The 15,595-nt window shown below is 61.0% G+C and carries 13 protein-coding genes and 5 tRNA genes; 4 read left to right on the top strand and 14 right to left on the bottom strand.

From position 1 onward, the window contains the following. Positions 1-101 precede the first annotated feature (101 nt). The 11 genes from J3P76_RS08675 to uvrB form a co-directional block, all read right to left on the bottom strand. Positions 102-554 carry an Hsp20 family protein gene (locus J3P76_RS08675; RefSeq protein ID WP_420765681.1) on the bottom strand — a complete coding sequence of 151 codons (453 nt, stop codon included), beginning with the start codon at positions 552-554 and terminating at the stop codon, positions 102-104. 119 nt (positions 555-673) lie between these two features. Beyond that, positions 674-1,633: a tRNA dihydrouridine synthase gene (locus tag J3P76_RS08670; RefSeq protein ID WP_420765680.1), complete on the bottom strand. Its 960-nt coding sequence runs from the start codon at positions 1,631-1,633 to the stop codon at positions 674-676. A gap of 244 nt (positions 1,634-1,877) precedes the next feature. Further along, positions 1,878-2,327 carry an acyl-CoA thioesterase gene (locus tag J3P76_RS08665; protein WP_434701756.1) on the bottom strand — a complete coding sequence of 150 codons (450 nt, stop codon included), beginning with the start codon at positions 2,325-2,327 and terminating at the stop codon, positions 1,878-1,880. Between the two features lie 45 nt (positions 2,328-2,372). Beyond that, positions 2,373-3,206, bottom strand: coding sequence for an alpha/beta fold hydrolase (locus J3P76_RS08660; RefSeq protein ID WP_434606891.1), 834 nt, complete (start codon positions 3,204-3,206; stop codon positions 2,373-2,375). A 27-nt stretch (positions 3,207-3,233) separates the two neighbouring features. Continuing rightward, on the bottom strand, positions 3,234-3,773 hold the full coding sequence (locus tag J3P76_RS08655; RefSeq protein WP_039593946.1) for a TetR/AcrR family transcriptional regulator: 540 nt from the start codon (positions 3,771-3,773) through the stop codon (positions 3,234-3,236). A gap of 179 nt (positions 3,774-3,952) precedes the next feature. After that, a tRNA-Glu gene (locus J3P76_RS08650) sits at positions 3,953-4,028 on the bottom strand. A gap of 75 nt (positions 4,029-4,103) precedes the next feature. After that, positions 4,104-4,179: transfer RNA gene (locus J3P76_RS08645), tRNA-Ala, on the bottom strand. Between the two features lie 53 nt (positions 4,180-4,232). Beyond that, a tRNA-Glu gene (locus J3P76_RS08640) sits at positions 4,233-4,308 on the bottom strand. Positions 4,309-4,387: 79 nt separating this feature from the next. Next, positions 4,388-4,463: transfer RNA gene (locus J3P76_RS08635), tRNA-Ala, on the bottom strand. Positions 4,464-4,609: 146 nt separating this feature from the next. Beyond that, a complete protein-coding gene (gene gltX, locus J3P76_RS08630; RefSeq protein ID WP_039593947.1) occupies positions 4,610-6,091 on the bottom strand; it encodes a glutamate--tRNA ligase in 1,482 nt (493 codons plus the stop codon). A gap of 243 nt (positions 6,092-6,334) precedes the next feature. Beyond that, complete coding sequence (gene uvrB, locus J3P76_RS08625) at positions 6,335-8,350, bottom strand: excinuclease ABC subunit UvrB (RefSeq protein ID WP_434606894.1); 2,016 nt, start codon at positions 8,348-8,350, stop codon at positions 6,335-6,337. A 332-nt stretch (positions 8,351-8,682) separates the two neighbouring features. Between uvrB and J3P76_RS08620 the strand changes: the two genes are divergently transcribed. The 4 genes from J3P76_RS08620 to J3P76_RS08605 all read left to right on the top strand — a co-directional run bounded on the left by J3P76_RS08620 (position 8,683) and on the right by J3P76_RS08605 (position 10,900). After that, complete coding sequence (locus J3P76_RS08620) at positions 8,683-9,879, top strand: amino acid aminotransferase (RefSeq protein ID WP_434606897.1); 1,197 nt, start codon at positions 8,683-8,685, stop codon at positions 9,877-9,879. 221 nt (positions 9,880-10,100) lie between these two features. Then, positions 10,101-10,176, top strand: a tRNA-Asn gene (locus J3P76_RS08615). 257 nt (positions 10,177-10,433) lie between these two features. Continuing rightward, positions 10,434-10,628: a hypothetical protein gene (locus tag J3P76_RS08610; protein WP_420765674.1), complete on the top strand. Its 195-nt coding sequence runs from the start codon at positions 10,434-10,436 to the stop codon at positions 10,626-10,628. An 89-nt stretch (positions 10,629-10,717) separates the two neighbouring features. Beyond that, complete coding sequence (locus J3P76_RS08605) at positions 10,718-10,900, top strand: hypothetical protein (protein WP_434606899.1); 183 nt, start codon at positions 10,718-10,720, stop codon at positions 10,898-10,900. On the opposite strand, the gene J3P76_RS08600 is transcribed toward J3P76_RS08605, so the two are convergent. The 3 genes from J3P76_RS08600 to J3P76_RS08590 form a co-directional block, all read right to left on the bottom strand. After that, positions 10,897-11,958, bottom strand: a complete 1,062-nt coding sequence (locus J3P76_RS08600; RefSeq protein ID WP_420765672.1) for an AI-2E family transporter — start codon at positions 11,956-11,958, stop codon at positions 10,897-10,899. The two genes, J3P76_RS08605 and J3P76_RS08600, sit on opposite strands and share 4 nt — an antisense overlap. Positions 11,959-12,338: 380 nt before the next feature. Further along, entirely contained in the window at positions 12,339-14,018 is a 1,680-nt protein-coding gene (locus tag J3P76_RS08595) for a methyl-accepting chemotaxis protein (protein WP_434701755.1), read from the bottom strand. 199 nt (positions 14,019-14,217) lie between these two features. Next, positions 14,218-15,534, bottom strand: a complete 1,317-nt coding sequence (locus J3P76_RS08590; RefSeq protein WP_434611638.1) for a Na+/H+ antiporter family protein — start codon at positions 15,532-15,534, stop codon at positions 14,218-14,220. Between the last annotated feature and the right edge of the window lie 61 nt (positions 15,535-15,595).

Below are 15,595 nucleotides of genomic sequence, written 5' to 3'. Positions count from 1 at the left end.
CGCAGCCCAGCGGGGATAAATCCCCTCGCCACGATTAATCTTCCACCGATCTCAAAAATGAAGAAGGGCGCCATTCGGCGCCCTTCTTCAATTGCGATGGATCAATTCTCCAGCGCGGGTTTTTGCTGCGCACCGTTGATCGGGATGCGCTTGGCTTTCGCCTCTTCCGGTACCACGCGCAACAGGTCGATGCTCAACAGACCGTTGCTCAGGCCGGCGGCCTTGATCTCGATATGATCCGCCAACCGGAAGGACAGCTTGAACGCCCGCTGGGCGATGCCTTGGTGCAGGTAGGTCACGCTGTCGTTGCTGGCCTCGCGCTTGCCGCCGCTGATGGTCAGCACACCTTTTTCCACTTGCAGGTCCAGGTCTTCTTCCCGGAACCCGGCAGCGGCGACTACGATGCGGTATTCGTCATCGCCGTGTTTTTCCACGTTGTAAGGTGGATAACTGCTGCCCGGTTCGTTGCGCAGTGCGGTTTCGAACAGGTCGTTGAAACGGTCGAAGCCCACCGAGGAACGGAACAGAGGGGCCAGCGAAAATGCAGTACTCATGATTCAAATCTCCTGAAAGTTCAGCAAGGTTTTTTGTCTCCGCGACCCGAATTCGGCATCGCGTACCCCCTATCTAGGGTCCGCCAAAAACTTTTCAAGAGCTTTTCCTGAGATTTTTTTCAGGCCGCTTCGGTGCGCTGCACACCCAATAAATGGCCCACCGCATCCAGTTCCGTTTCCCGCCGTAGCGCGCCGAACAACTCCACGGCTTCGGGGTAATTGCGGGTCAGCATGGCCAGCCATTGCTTCAAGCGACCCGGCGCCTGGCGAGGGGTCAATTGCTCCACCACCTGTACCCAGAAATCCTGGAGCATCGGTTGCAGGTCGGCCCAAGACATCTCGATAACCTCTTCACCCGCCCGGGCGGCGGCGATCTGCCGCGCCAGGTCGGGACGGGAGACCAGTCCACGGCCGAGCATGATGTCTTCGACACCGCTGATTTCCCGGCACCGACGCCAGTCATCGACGCACCAGATATCGCCGTTGGCGAACACCGGCACCTTGACCACTTCCTGGACGCGGGGAATCCACTCCCAGTGGGCCGGTGGCTTATAGCCGTCGACCTTGGTCCGCGCATGCACGACGATGTGCGCCGCGCCGCCCTCGGCCAGCGCCGTGGCGCAGACCAGCGCGCCGTCCGGGCTGTCGAAACCCAGGCGCATCTTCGCCGTAACCGGAATGTGCTTGGGCACCGCACGACGGACATGTTCCACGATTTCGTTGAGCAGCTCTGGCTCCTTGAGCAACACCGCCCCGCCCCGTGACTTGTTCACTGTCTTGGCCGGGCACCCGAAATTCAAATCGATCACCTCGGAGCCCAGCTCGCAGGCCAGCGCCGCGTTTTCCGCCAGGCATACCGGGTCGGAACCGAGCAACTGCACACGCAGGGGCACACCCGCCGCTGTTTGGGCACCGGTCAACAGTTCAGGGGCAAGCTTATGGAAATAGGCCGGCGTGAGCAGACGGTCGTTGACGCGAATGAACTCGGTGACGCACCAATCGATGCCGCCAACACGGGTCAGGACGTCCCGCAGGATGTTGTCGACCAACCCCTCCATGGGCGCCAAGGCAATTTGCATGGGAAACACACTCAACGAAAAAACGTGCAGCAGTTTAGCGGATTTCCTTCACAAAATCGGAATCCACCACGAATCACTGTGGGAGCGAGCCTGCTCGCGATGGCGGTGTATCAGCTTGGGAAGATGCTGGATGTGCCGCCGCCATCGCGAGCAAGCTCGCTCCCACACCGACTCCAAGGCGCCCACAAAACCGGAATCCACCACCAAACCCTGTGGGAGCGAGCCTGCTCGCGATGGCGGTGGGTCAGTCTAAAAAGAGGCCAGATGAATTCAGCGCCACGCCATAACCTTCGATGAACTCCGGCGGCATGCGCTTGGGCCGGCCGGTAGACAGTTCGATGCAGACGAAAGTGGTCTGGGCCCGCAGCAATGTGGTGTTATCACTGGGACGGACCAGCTGGAAATGCCGGGTCATTTTCAGGCGCTGGTCCCAGTCGACGATCCAGGTCCCCAACTGCAATTCGTCGCCCTCGTAGGCGGCCGCCAGATAATCGATTTCATGCCGCACCACCGCCATGGCCCGATCCAGTCGCCGGTATTCCACCAGATCCAGGCCCAGGCGCTGGGAATGCCGCCACGCGCAACGCTCCAGCCAGGTGACGTACACCGCGTTGTTGGCGTGGCCTAGCCCATCGATATCTTCTGGATTGACCTGAAGATCAATAATGAACGGCGTTGCCCGATCCCAGCCCATGCCCCTCTCCCGGTCGAATTTGGATCGGGGCAGTGTAACGGAAGCTCAAGCCGATTGCCGCGCTTGCAGGCTGCGCCCCGCCAGCAGTGATAACACGCCATCAATGACACGGGGATCGGCCAGGACTCGCTGGTGTCCACCCTCGGACAACCGCAGCAAGCGACTGTCGAACCAGGCTTCATGGATCAGTTGCGATTCCCTGACCGAAACCGACGTATCGTCCTCGGCATGGACAATCAACCCTGGAATATCCAGCTGGTATTGCGCAACATCCATCTTCGAAGCCTGCATGCCCACATCCTGCTCCACCTGGCGAATGAACGCCGAGCGGGCCCTGGCGGGCATTCCCATCATCCGGGCGAACCCACGCAGCACGCCGAGGATCCGCGCAGGCGCGGCGATGCTGACCAGCGTCTCGGTCCGCAAGCCCAACTGCACCGCCAGCATGGCACTGGCGCCACCCATGGAGTGTCCGATCACCGCTTGCAGCGGTGGCAACTCAGCTGCGGCTTCGAGCATCGCCCGGGCAAACAACAGGACGTTGGCTTCGTGGCCCGGCGAGCGACCATGGGCCGGTCCGTCCAGCGCCACCACGGTATAACCAGCATCCACCAGCGCGGTTATCAAGGCAGCGAACTGCGTCGGCCGTCCTTCCCAGCCATGCATCAGCAGGACCGCCGGGCCTTTGCCCCAGCGCAAGGCAGACAGGCCGAAGCGCAAGGTAATGCGCTCGGACGAGGCAAGCAATGGCAACTCCCAGGCCCTCGGTGGCAGGTTGCGTGGACTCATGAAGACCCTGCGCATTTTCTTCGCCACCAGGCGCGGTGCTATCCAACCAAGGGTGCCATTGACGCCACGAATCCAGCTCAACCTGTCCATGCTCATCTCCAGGGCTTGCGCCTTAGCTCAGCGCACCGCCGACTTGGCGGCGCGCAGCAAACGATCCGATAACTCACCCGGGCCCAATGCCCGTGCCAGCGCCAGGCCGCCGACCATCAAGGCAATGTCAGCCAGGGCTTTGTCCGCGTCTTCGGGGCTGGCGGCCAATTGCGCGACCATCAGCTCGATATGCTCATTGAGCACCTCACGAAATGCATCCGGCAGCCGCCCGAGCTCCCCGACCGATGCCGGAATCGGACACGCCTGCTCGGTTGAATCGCGGTGCTTGCGCGACAAGTAGAAGGCCGCGACCAAGGCGCGCCGTTCTTCACCCGTCAGCTCGGCATCCATGTCGGCGATCAAACCACGGCGGCGGTTCAGCAACTGCTTGAACGCCTCCAGCATCAAGGCGTCCTTGCTTTCGAAATGAGCGTAGAAACCACCCACCGTCAGCCCGGCCGCCCCCATCACCTCGCCCACGCTCGGCTCGGCCGGCCCGCGCTGGATCAGCGCATCGCTGGCGGCCTTGAGAATGCGTTCGCGGGTCTGTGCTTTTTTATCGCTCATCGCTGCCTCCGAATATTACGATTGAAATATTATTCCCATAATAAATTTTCGCAAGCGAAATGTTGACCGCCGGTCAGAAGTATTTTCAGGAGAATAGGAAATTGGCTGAACGCCAGGCAAACAAAAGGGCCATTCAAGAATTGAATGACCCTTATAAAATCCCGCAGAGCGGGTAATCGTGGCGTCCCCTAGGGGACTCGAACCCCTGTTACCGCCGTGAAAGGGCGGTGTCCTAGGCCACTAGACGAAGGGGACACAAACCTTCTTACTTGATCAGCGCTGAGAGCTGATCGATTCAAGGCCGGAGTGGCCAGACCTTGAACCTGAAATTGGTGGAGCTAGACGGGATCGAACCGTCGACCTCTTGCATGCCATGCAAGCGCTCTCCCAGCTGAGCTATAGCCCCGGATTTTTCGCCTCGCGGCGGAGCGACATCTTGCAACATCGCTTCTGTAAAACTGGCGTCCCCTAGGGGACTCGAACCCCTGTTACCGCCGTGAAAGGGCGGTGTCCTAGGCCACTAGACGAAGGGGACGCAAACCCTTCTATACAACTGATCAACGCTGAGAGTTGATCGCTTCAAGGCCGGTGTGGCCAGGCCTTGAAGTGTAAATTGGTGGAGCTAGACGGGATCGAACCGTCGACCTCTTGCATGCCATGCAAGCGCTCTCCCAGCTGAGCTATAGCCCCTCATCGCTGAGGACGGGGCGAATCTTAAGGGCGTATCGGAGGGCTGTCAAATTTATTTTCAAAGAATTTGAAAATTTTTTGCCGGGATAACAATCACTTACCGACAAACCCCGGAAAACCGGGGCATGCCCTCCTCCATCAGCCGCTTAAGCGATCGCGCCCAGCAGCTTTTCCCACTCCTTGTTCTCCTTCTTGGACACGCCACCGAGCAGATCGATGGCCTGGCGCAGGCGGAAACGGGTCAGGTCCGGCCCGAGGATTTCCATGGCATCGAGCACCGACACCGAGCTCGCCTGGCCAGTAATGGCGGCAAACATCAGCGGCATTGCGTCGCGCAGTTTCAACTCCAGGGATTCGACCACTGCCTGAATCGTCGCGGTGATGCTGTCCTTTTCCCACTGGCGCAGGCTTTCGAGCTTCCAGAGGATCAATTGCATCAACTGCCGCACCTGGTCGCCCGAAAGCTTCTTGGATTCGAACAGCTTCGCATCGGGGGTCACGCCACCGGCAAAGAAGAACCCGGCCAATGGCGCGATCTGGCTGAACGTCTCGACCCTGCCCTGCACGTGCGGGGCAATCTTCATCATGTATTCAGGGTTGAACGCCCACTTCTGCACGCGCGCGGCGAACTCTTCCACAGGCAGGTCACGCAGCCATTGGCCGTTGAGCCAGGACAATTTCTCGACGTCGAAGATCGGCCCGCCCAGGGAAACACGCGAGAGGTCGAAGTGTTCGACCATTTCCTGCAGCGAGAACTTCTCGCGCTCGTCGGGCATCGACCAGCCCATGCGCCCCAGGTAGTTGAGCATCGCCTCGGGCATGAAGCCCATGCGCTCGTAGAAGGTCACCGAGGTCGGGTTCTTGCGCTTGGACAGCTTGCTCTTGTCCGGATTGCGTAGCAGCGGCATGTAGCACAACTGCGGTTGCTCCCAGCCGAAGTACTCGTAAAGCAGGATCAGTTTCGGCGCCGACGGCAGCCACTCCTCACCGCGCAGGACGTGGGTGATGCCCATCAGGTGGTCGTCGACCACGTTGGCCAGGAAGTACGTCGGCAGGCCGTCGGTCTTCATCAGCACTTGCATGTCCATGCGGTCCCATGGGATCTCGACATCGCCACGCAGCATGTCCGGCACCACGCAGACGCCCTCGGTCGGCACCTTCATGCGGATCACATGGGGCTCGCCAGCGGCCAGGCGACGGGCGACTTCTTCCTTGGACAGCAGCAGCGCGCGACCGTCATAGCGCGGGGTTTCGCCACGGGCGATCTGCTCGGCGCGCATCTGGTCGAGCTCTTCGGCGGTGCAGAAACAAGGGAATGCGTGCCCCATGTCCACCAGTTGCTGACAGTACTGCTTGTAGATCTCGCCGCGCTCGCTCTGGCGATACGGGCCATGCGGGCCGCCAACATCCGGGCCTTCGCTCCAGTCGATGCCGAGCCAGCGAAGGGCGTCGAAAATCTGCTGTTCCGACTCGCGGGTCGAGCGCAACTGATCGGTGTCCTCGATCCGCAGGATGAACTCACCACCGTGCTGCTTGGCAAAGCAATAGTTGAACAAGGCGATGTAAGCGGTGCCGACATGGGGATCGCCAGTGGGCGAAGGCGCGATGCGGGTACGGACGGTGGTCATGGCATGTCTCGGAAAGAAGATAAAAGCGAAGATCAAACAGGGGGCGAATGGTAACAGGCGATGGTGGGCGGGCTCCAGTGAGAGGCCGATTTGAGTAAAGCCTGCCAGACCGAGTCGCCCTCATCGCGAGCAGGCTCGCTCCCACAGGAAACCGAGTTGTCTGGACTGGATGCGGTCCACTGTGGGAGCGAGCCTGCTCCGGGCGGCGTTCCGACGATGAGGCCTTCGAAGCCACTGCAAGAGTCAGACAGTCAGCAACCGCTCGCGCAACTTGCCTATCTCATCGCGCAACTGCGCCGCGGCCTCGAACTCCAGGTCACGGGCCAGTTGGTACATCTTCTCTTCCAATTGCCGGATACGCTTGGTGATTTCGCTCGGCGAGCGCAGTTCGGCTTCGTAGCGGGCGCTTTCCTCGGCGGCTTTGGCCATGCCCTTGCGTTTCTTGCTGCGCGAGCCAGGCACCGTGGCGCCTTCCATGATATCGGCGACGTCCTTGAACACGCCTTTAGGCGTAATGCCATTGGCCAGGTTGAAGGCGATCTGCTTGTCGCGGCGGCGCTCGGTCTCGCCAATGGCCCGCTCCATGGACCCGGTGATGCGATCGGCGTACAAAATCGCACGGCCGTTGAGGTTTCGCGCCGCGCGACCGATGGTCTGGATCAACGAGCGCTCGGAGCGCAGGAAACCTTCCTTGTCAGCGTCGAGGATCGCCACCAGCGACACCTCCGGCATGTCCAGACCCTCGCGCAGCAGGTTGATGCCCACCAACACATCGAAAGTGCCCAGGCGCAGGTCGCGGATGATCTCGACCCGCTCCACCGTGTCGATGTCCGAGTGCAGGTAACGCACCCGCACGCCATGGTCTGCCAGGTAATCGGTGAGGTCTTCGGCCATGCGCTTGGTGAGCGTGGTGACCAGCACCCGCTCTTCCAAGGCCACGCGTTTCGTGATTTCCGACAGCAAATCATCGACCTGGGTCAGTGCCGGGCGCACCTCGACCTGCGGGTCCACCAGCCCCGTCGGCCGCACCACTTGCTCGACCACGCGACCGGCATGCTCGGCCTCGTAATTGCCAGGAGTGGCCGAGACGAAAATCGTCTGCGGGCTGACGCTTTCCCATTCGTCGAAACGCATCGGCCGGTTATCCAGGGCCGAGGGCAGGCGGAAACCATATTCCACCAGGGTTTCCTTGCGCGAACGGTCGCCTTTGTACATGGCGCCAACTTGCGGCACGCTGACGTGGGACTCGTCGATCACCAGCAGGGCGTCAGGCGGCAGGTAGTCGTACAAAGTGGGTGGCGGTGCGCCCGCCGGACGGCCCGAGAGGTAGCGCGAGTAGTTCTCGATGCCGTTGCAGTAACCCAATTCCAGGATCATTTCCAGGTCGAAGCGGGTCCGCTGCTCCAGGCGTTGGGCCTCCACCAGCTTGTTGTTCGAACGCAGGTATTCCAGGCGTTCTTGCAGCTCGGCCTTGATCCCCTCGATGGCGCCCAGCAAGGTTTCCCGTGGCGTTACGTAGTGGCTCTTGGGATAGAAGGTGAAGCGCGGCATCTTGCGGATCACTTCGCCGGTCAGCGGATCGAAGGCCGAGATGCTTTCCACTTCGTCGTCGAACAGCTCGATGCGGATCGCTTCCAGGTCCGACTCTGCCGGGTAGATGTCGATCACATCACCCCGCACGCGGAACGTCGCCCGGGCAAAATCCATGTCGTTGCGGGTGTACTGCAAATCCGCCAGGCGCCGGAGCAAGGCGCGCTGGTCGAGCTTATCGCCCCGATCCACGTGCAGCACCATCTTCAAGTACGTTTCCGGGCTGCCCAAGCCATAGATGCACGACACCGTGGTGACGATGATCGCGTCCTTGCGCTCGAGCAACGCCTTGGTCGCCGACAGCCGCATCTGCTCGATGTGGTCGTTGATCGAGGCGTCCTTTTCGATGAAGGTGTCCGACGACGGCACATACGCTTCGGGCTGGTAGTAGTCGTAGTAGGAAACGAAGTATTCCACCGCGTTGTTCGGAAAAAATGCCTTGAACTCGCCGTACAACTGCGCCGCCAGCGTCTTGTTCGGCGCCAGCACCAGCGTCGGGCGCTGCACCTGGGCGATCACGTTGGCGATGCTGAAAGTCTTGCCCGAGCCGGTCACACCCAGCAACGTCTGGTGCGCCAGCCCGGCCTCAATGCCTTCGACCATCAGGCGGATGGCTTCCGGCTGATCGCCGGCGGGCTGGAAGCGGGTGACTAGCTGGAATTCAGACATAACATAACCCCTGGGTTCACTCCTGTCGGCCAGCCGACGGGAACGAGGAAGACCGAATTGACTGACGTCGGCCGATGAAAAAGCTGGAATTCACACAATGTGGAGGTGAATGCCTTCGCTTTCAAGACGAGCGTCCTACACGCCTTGCAGACTTTGACGCGGCGAAGGGACTAACGGTCGAAAAAAAACGAAAATACTTACGGTAAAGACCGATTAGCCTGTCGCCCTGCCCGGTGATGGCCTCTATACTAGCTCCCCGTTTGTGCACCGCTCTAGTGCATCCGGCTGGAGCGCGACACGTCCCCTCACTCTCCATTCAGAGCCGCGCACTAATGAGCCTGTTTTCCGCTGTCGAATTGGCACCACGCGACCCCATCCTGGGCCTCAACGAAGCTTTCAACGCCGACACCCGTACCAACAAGGTCAACCTGGGCGTAGGTGTTTACTGCAACGAGGAAGGGCGCATTCCATTGCTGCGCGCCGTGGTTGAAGCCGAGACAATTCGCGTGGCTCAGCACGTGTCCCGTGGCTACCTGCCGATCGACGGCATCGCCGCCTATGACCAGGCGGTCCAGACCCTGCTGTTCGGCAAGGACTCCCCGCTGATCGCTTCGGGCCGCGTCATCACCACCCAGGCCGTGGGCGGCACTGGCGCACTGAAGATCGGCGCCGACTTCCTCAAGCAACTGCTGCCAGACGCGGTCGTGGCCATTAGCGACCCAAGCTGGGAAAACCACCGCGCCCTGTTCGAAACCGCCGGTTTCCCAGTACAGAACTATCGCTACTACGACGCCGCCACCCACGACGTGAACCGCAGCGGCCTGCTGGAAGACCTCAACGCCCTGCCCGACCGCTCGATCGTTGTGCTGCACGCCTGCTGCCACAACCCGACCGGCGTGGACCTGAGCCCCGAGGACTGGAAAAACGTGCTGGCCGTGGTCAAGGCCAAGAACCACGTGCCGTTCCTGGACATGGCCTACCAGGGCTTTGGCAAGGGTATTGATGAAGACGCCGCGGCGGTGCGCCTGTTCGCCGAGTCGGGCCTGACCTTCTTCGCCTCCAGTTCGTTCTCCAAGTCGTTCTCGCTGTATGGCGAGCGCGTCGGCGCCTTGTCGATCGTCAGCGAGTCGAAGGAAGAAAGTGCCCGCGTCCTGTCCCAGGTCAAGCGCGTGATCCGCACCAACTACTCCAACCCGCCAACCCACGGCGCCAGCATCGTCGCCGCCGTGCTCAACAGCCCTGAGTTGCGGGCCCAGTGGGAAGAAGAACTGGCCGAGATGCGCCTGCGCATCCGCGGCATGCGCGACCAGATGGTGGACATGCTGGCCAAGGCCGCGCCGCACCACGACTTCAGCTTCGTCGCACGCCAGAGGGGGATGTTCTCCTACTCCGGCCTGACCGTTGAACAAGTGACGCGCCTGCGCAACGAGTTCGGCATCTATGCCCTGGACACCGGCCGCATCTGCGTGGCCGCGCTGAACCAGAACAACATCGATGCGGTAACCAAGGCCATCGTCCAGGTGATCTGACACCCCGGCGCTGGATGAAAAGCGGGAAGCCATCGAGCTTCCCGTTTTTTTTGGGTGTCCTCTGTGGCCAGACATTTATCCCCTCGCCACAATGGTCAGCGTCCGGCCGGTAATGTGTGGAGCAGTAACATTTGCTACCTGAACACCTCAACCACGAAAATCCCGCCCAATCATCAACCCAAGCTTGACTTCTCTTTTCCAATCAGTAACATACGCATCATTCCGCGATAGCTCAGTTGGTAGAGCAAGTGACTGTTAATCACTGGGTCCCTGGTTCGAGTCCAGGTCGTGGAGCCAGACAGCAAAAATCAAAGCCCTTGAATCGAAAGATTCAGGGGCTTTTTTATGGGCGCCTTTCGGCGGTCAGAGCCCGCTGATAGCCGTAGAGCGCCTGTCTGAGGTCGCTACCAGAACAATAATTTGGCGCCAATGCGGCATCATGGTCTGAATCCTGCTTTGTTTTTCCCAATCCCAAGCTGTCACCTGAGCGTCATGGCCGTGCCGCAAACTGTCCCGGTCCGCCATTGCAGCTTCATAACAACAAGGACGAAGCCATGCCAACACAAAACCCTCACCGCATCGTGGGACTGTGCACCTCGAGCAAGGTGTACAACGCACTGACCGAGCTCAAGCACCTGGAAGGCCACCGCAGCGCCAAGTTCCTCTCGCTGCTCGCGGAGAGCCTGGTCCGCAAGGGCCTGCTCAACGAGCAGGAAGTGGTGCACATGCTGGACCTGGTGGTCGATTGAGCGGCATCGATTCCTACTATTGAAGCCGTTGATTTTTCCCCATCCTTCATGAGACGTAAGGTAGCCCCATCGATTGATGGAGGTTTCCCATGCCCAAGGTTCAAATCATGTCTGTCATTGGCAGCGCCGTCCCCGCCCCGCTCAGGGAACGAGGCCTGCTGGCTTGCTGGTATCTGGTGCAGGACGGCGTGACCATCAGCGGTCCGCTGACTTCACTGCCCGCTGCCCAGGCCATGTCGCAACGCATCGGTCCCTATCTGCTGCGCGCCTAAGGCAATTGCACCCGAGGCGTATTTTCGACGAACAACGCCCAGCACGACAGGAACAGTGCCGCGATCAACGGGCCGATGACGAAGCCGTTCAGGCCAAACACCGCCAGCCCGCCCAGTGTCGAGACCAGGACCATGTAGTCGGGCATCTTGGTGTCCTTGCCCACCAGGATCGGTCGCAGGAAGTTATCCACCAGGCCGATCACGAATACACCGAACAGGGTCAGCACGACGCCCTGCCAGATCGCCCCCGACAGCAGGAAATACACCGCCACCGGCGCCCAGACGATGCCCGCTCCCACGGCTGGCAGCAGCGACAGGAACGCCATCAGCACCGCCCAGGGCAGCACTGTCGGAATGCCAAGCACCCAAAAGATCAAGCCGCCCAGTGCGCCCTGGGTAATCGCTACCAACAGGTTGCCTTTCACCGTCGCCCGCACCACCCGGTTGAATTTCAACTGCAGGCGGCGCTTCTGGTGCTCCGCCAATGGCACGGCAAAGCGAACCTTGCGCACCAGTTCCGGACCGTCGCGCAGGAAAAAGAACAGCAGGTAGAGCATCACGAAAAAGCTCACCAGGAATTGGAACGTCCCCTGGCCGAAACTGAACGCCTGGGTGGCGAAGAATTCGCTGCCCTGCATCGCGCTCTTGACGATCTTGTCCCGCAACCCGCTCAGGTTGCCCAGGCCAAAACGGTCCAGCAGGTGCTGGAAGTACGGGGGCAATGCTTCCTTGAAGCGGGCCAGGTAATCGGCAACGTCCAGCTCGCCACTTTCCAGGCTCTTGTAGAGTGCCGCGCCTTCCTGGACCAGCAAGGTGCTGATGACGATGACCGGCAAGACAGCGATCAGCATGCAACTGGTCAGGGTCAGCAGCGTCGTGAGGTTGCGCGGCCAGTTGAGTTTCAATTGCAGCCGCCGCTGCAGCGGCGCGAAGACGATGCCCAGGATGACGGCCCAGAACACCGCTCCGTAGAACGGCAGCAGGATCCAGACGAAGGCGATGCTGACCAGGATCAGCAGCAACATCTGCGATTTGTTTTGGAGGTTCTTGCGGTTCATTTGCTTTCCATGTCCTTGGCAGATACACATTAGTCCGCCAGGACTCGCCGGAGTGCCGTCGCGTCTGCTGCGCGCCATGAACACAAATCAATACCGCCTGGCCGGACGTGGCCTACCCCGCCGCTTTTCGACCCGACATTGCGGTGGATGTGCCGTTCGGCGTGTTGATACAGGGTGCGCGAGCCATAGCCCAGGCACTGATCCGGCAATGCAGGCGGCGAAGAACAACTGTGGGAGCGCGCTTGCTCGCTCCCACAGGATGACCGACAGAAACTGCCGAAGGCTGCGATCCTCCGCTTCCGATAGGGCCTGGCAAGCCAGGCGGCACATCTGGATCGAAAGCGAAAGATCGCAGCCTTCGGCAGCTCCTGCTGCCCGGATCAGATCCGGAACTGCCCCACCAGCTTGCCCAGGCGCTGGCCCAGGTCGGCCAGGCTGCGGGAGGTCTGGGCGCCGAGTTGGGTTTCGTCGGCAACGCTGTCCACGGCCACGGCGATCTGGTGAACGCTGCGGTTGATTTCTTCGGCTACCGCGGTCTGTTCTTCCGCGGCACTGGCGATCTGGGCGTTCATCGAGTTGATGGTGCCGATCAGCTGCGCCATGGTGTCCAGTGAAGCGCCGGCCTCATTGGCCCGTTCCGACGTGCCGTCGCCGGCCTCACTGGAACGGCGCATCGCTTCCACCGCCGCATGGGTGCCGGACTGCAACCGGTCGATCATCCCTTGAATTTCCTGGGTGCTTTGCTGGGTCCGGCTGGCCAGGGCACGGACTTCATCGGCGACCACCGCAAAACCGCGTCCCGCTTCGCCGGCCCGCGCGGCCTCGATGGCGGCGTTAAGGGCCAGCAGGTTTGTCTGCTCGGCGATCGAACGAATCACTCCCAGGACACTGACGATCGAGGCCACGTCCTGTTGCAGACTGTCCAAGGACACGCCGCTGCTGCGGATATCGTTCACCAACGCATGGATCTGCTGGATACTGCCGGCCACCACGCGCTTGGCCGACTGGCCTTCTTCGTCGGTCTGCTGGGCCGCGATGGCGGCGCCCTGGGCACTGCGGGCGACTTCCTGGGCGGCGGAGGACATCTCGTTGATCGCGGTGGCGACCTGGTCGGTTTCGTGGCGCTGGCGTTCCATGGCCTGCTCTGAACGCTGGGCTTGCTCGGAGACTTGCGTCACCAGCCCGGTCAGCTGCGAGGTCATGTCGGTGATCTGCCGCACCAGGCCGTGGATCTTGTCGACGAAACGGTTGAACGAACCGGCCAGTTGGCCCAGTTCATCCTGGCTGGTAATCGCCAGGCGCCGGGTCAGGTCGCCTTCTCCCGCCGCGATGTCGTCGAGGTTGTCCTTCATCAGGTGCAACGGACGCAGGATGGTGTTGGCGAGCACCAGGCCCACCACCGCGATCACCAGCAACACCACGGCGGCAATCCCGACGATGCTGAGGATCACGCCTTGCAGCCGATCGTGGACCTTGGCTTCCACCAACGCCACCTGACCTTCGATGCCATCCAGATTCACCGAGCTGCCCACCGCCAGGTCCCACTTGGACAAGTATTCGGTGTAGCCGAGCTTCGGCACCAGGTCTTTGCTGCCCGGCAGCGGCGAGCTGTATTCGAGGTAATGCGTGCCGTCCTTGGCGACTTTCACCAGGTCACGGTTGACGTAGACACCGTTCGGATCGCGGTTGTCCTTGAAACTCTTGCCCACACCATCAGGGCTGTTGGCCTTGAACAGACGAATGGTCTCGGAGTCGTAGCCGAAGAAATAGCCGTCCTTGCCGTAGCTGATATTGGACAGCAACTTGATCGCCTGGGCACGCGCCTCGTTATCGCCGGGCGCGGCGGCATCGTAGAGCGGCTTGATGGCCGTCAGCCCGACCGCGACATAATTCTGTAGGGTGGCCTTGGCCTCGCTGAGCAGGCGCTCGCGGGTTTGCTGGACTTCTTTGCTGGCCTGTTCCTTCAAGATGAACGCAGTGGTCAGGCTGATGATCACGGCGGACAGCAATACCGGCAGTATTGCCAGGGACAGGACTTTAGCCTTCAAGCTCAGGCGCATGCTGTTCACTCTTGTAGGTTTTATGGTGTGGTTAGCTGGGTTAACGGCAGCCCACGGCAAAACTGTAGGACAAGGTGAACAGTCAGTTGGCAGGGTCGCTGAATTCAAGGGCCCCATCGCGAGCAAGCTCGCTTCCACAGGAAAATGCGATCCAATGTGGGAGCGAGCCTGCTCGCGATGAACGCAACGCGGTCTTGGCCTACAACACCATCGCCGCCACCCAACCAAACACCAGCAACGGCAGGTTGTAATGGATGAAGGTCGGAACCACGGTGTCCCAGATGTGGTGATGCTGGCCGTCGATGTTCAGGCCGGAGGTCGGGCCCAGCGTCGAGTCCGAGGCAGGCGAGCCGGCATCGCCCAAGGCGCCGGCGGTGCCGACGATGCAGACGATCGCCAGCGGGCTGAAACCCAGTTGCAGGCACAGCGGCACAAAGATAGTCGCCAGGATCGGCACCGTGGAGAACGACGAGCCGATGCCCATGGTCACCAACAATCCCACCAGCAACATCAGCAATGCGCCGACGCCCTTGTTGTGGCCGATCCAGGCCGCCGAGGTTTCAACCAGGCTCTGGACTTCACCGGTGGCCTTCATCACCTCGGCGAACCCCGACGCGGCGATCATTATGAAGCCGATCATCGCCATCATCTTCATGCCTTCGGTGAACAGGTCATCGGTCTCGCGCCAACGCACCACACCCGAGACAGAAAAGATCAGGAAGCCGGCCAGGGCGCCGATGATCATCGAGTCGAGCAGCAGCTGGATGGCAAAGGCCGCCGCGATCGCCAACCCCGCCACCCACAGGCTGAGCGGGTTATAGCGCACCGCCACCTGCTCGGCGCGAGCGATTTTCTTCAGGTCATAGACGCGTTTCTTGCGATAGGTGATAAACGACAGCGCCAGGCCAAACACCATGCCCAGCGCCGGGATGCCCATGGCGTGGGTGATGTTGATGCCGCTGACGTCCACGCCACTTCTCGCGACGTTGGCCAACAGGATCTCGTTAAGGAAAATATTGCCGAAGCCCACCGGCAGGAACATATAGGGCGTGATCAGGCCGAAGGTCATGACGCAGGCGATCAACCGGCGGTCCATCTGCAACTTGGTCAGTACATATAAAAGTGGCGGCACCAGCAGCGGGATGAAGGCGATGTGGATCGGCAGGATATTCTGTGAAGCGACCGCGACGGTACCCAGCAGGCCGATCAGCACCCACTTGACGCCCGTGCCGCCGGCGGCGTCCTGGCGGTCGACCATGGCCAGGGCTTTGTCGGCCAAGGCGTGAGCCATGCCGGACTTGGCGATCGCCACGGCGAAAGCACCCAGCAATGCGTAGGACAACGCCACCGTAGCGCCGCCGCCCAGGCCTGCATTGAACGCCTTGAGCGTCGCCTCGATCCCCAGGCCGCCCGTCAGGCCGCCCACCAATGCGCCGACGATCAGCGCGATCACCACATGCACGCGGGACAGGCTGAGCACCAGCATGACGCCAACCGCCGCAATTACTGCATTTATCATCGTTACCTCAAAGCACAGCGATGGAAAGCCACCGGACAAAAAGGTCGCGACTTTGCAG

It is taken from the genome of Pseudomonas sp. D1-36, assembly GCF_051132205.1.
Lineage (GTDB): Bacteria > Pseudomonadota > Gammaproteobacteria > Pseudomonadales > Pseudomonadaceae > Aquipseudomonas.
Note: the sequence above shows the minus strand (reverse complement) of the source record. Positions and strands in the feature narration are given on the sequence as shown.

Excerpts from the sequence above, each read along its gene's own strand:
- gltX (WP_039593947.1), bottom strand. The coding sequence starts at position 6,091 with ATGACCACCGTCCGTACCCGCATCGCGCCTTCGCCCACTGGCGATCCC.
- J3P76_RS08610 (WP_420765674.1), top strand. The coding sequence starts at position 10,434 with ATGCCAACACAAAACCCTCACCGCATCGTGGGACTGTGCACCTCGAGC.
- uvrB (WP_434606894.1), bottom strand. The coding sequence starts at position 8,350 with ATGTCTGAATTCCAGCTAGTCACCCGCTTCCAGCCCGCCGGCGATCAG.
- J3P76_RS08600 (WP_420765672.1), bottom strand. The coding sequence starts at position 11,958 with ATGAACCGCAAGAACCTCCAAAACAAATCGCAGATGTTGCTGCTGATC.
- J3P76_RS08595 (WP_434701755.1), bottom strand. The coding sequence starts at position 14,018 with ATGCGCCTGAGCTTGAAGGCTAAAGTCCTGTCCCTGGCAATACTGCCG.
- J3P76_RS08605 (WP_434606899.1), top strand. The coding sequence starts at position 10,718 with ATGCCCAAGGTTCAAATCATGTCTGTCATTGGCAGCGCCGTCCCCGCC.
- J3P76_RS08675 (WP_420765681.1), bottom strand. The coding sequence starts at position 554 with ATGAGTACTGCATTTTCGCTGGCCCCTCTGTTCCGTTCCTCGGTGGGC.
- J3P76_RS08655 (WP_039593946.1), bottom strand. The coding sequence starts at position 3,773 with ATGAGCGATAAAAAAGCACAGACCCGCGAACGCATTCTCAAGGCCGCC.
- J3P76_RS08620 (WP_434606897.1), top strand. The coding sequence starts at position 8,683 with ATGAGCCTGTTTTCCGCTGTCGAATTGGCACCACGCGACCCCATCCTG.
- J3P76_RS08665 (WP_434701756.1), bottom strand. The coding sequence starts at position 2,327 with ATGGGCTGGGATCGGGCAACGCCGTTCATTATTGATCTTCAGGTCAAT.
- J3P76_RS08670 (WP_420765680.1), bottom strand. The coding sequence starts at position 1,633 with ATGCAAATTGCCTTGGCGCCCATGGAGGGGTTGGTCGACAACATCCTG.
- J3P76_RS08660 (WP_434606891.1), bottom strand. The coding sequence starts at position 3,206 with ATGGACAGGTTGAGCTGGATTCGTGGCGTCAATGGCACCCTTGGTTGG.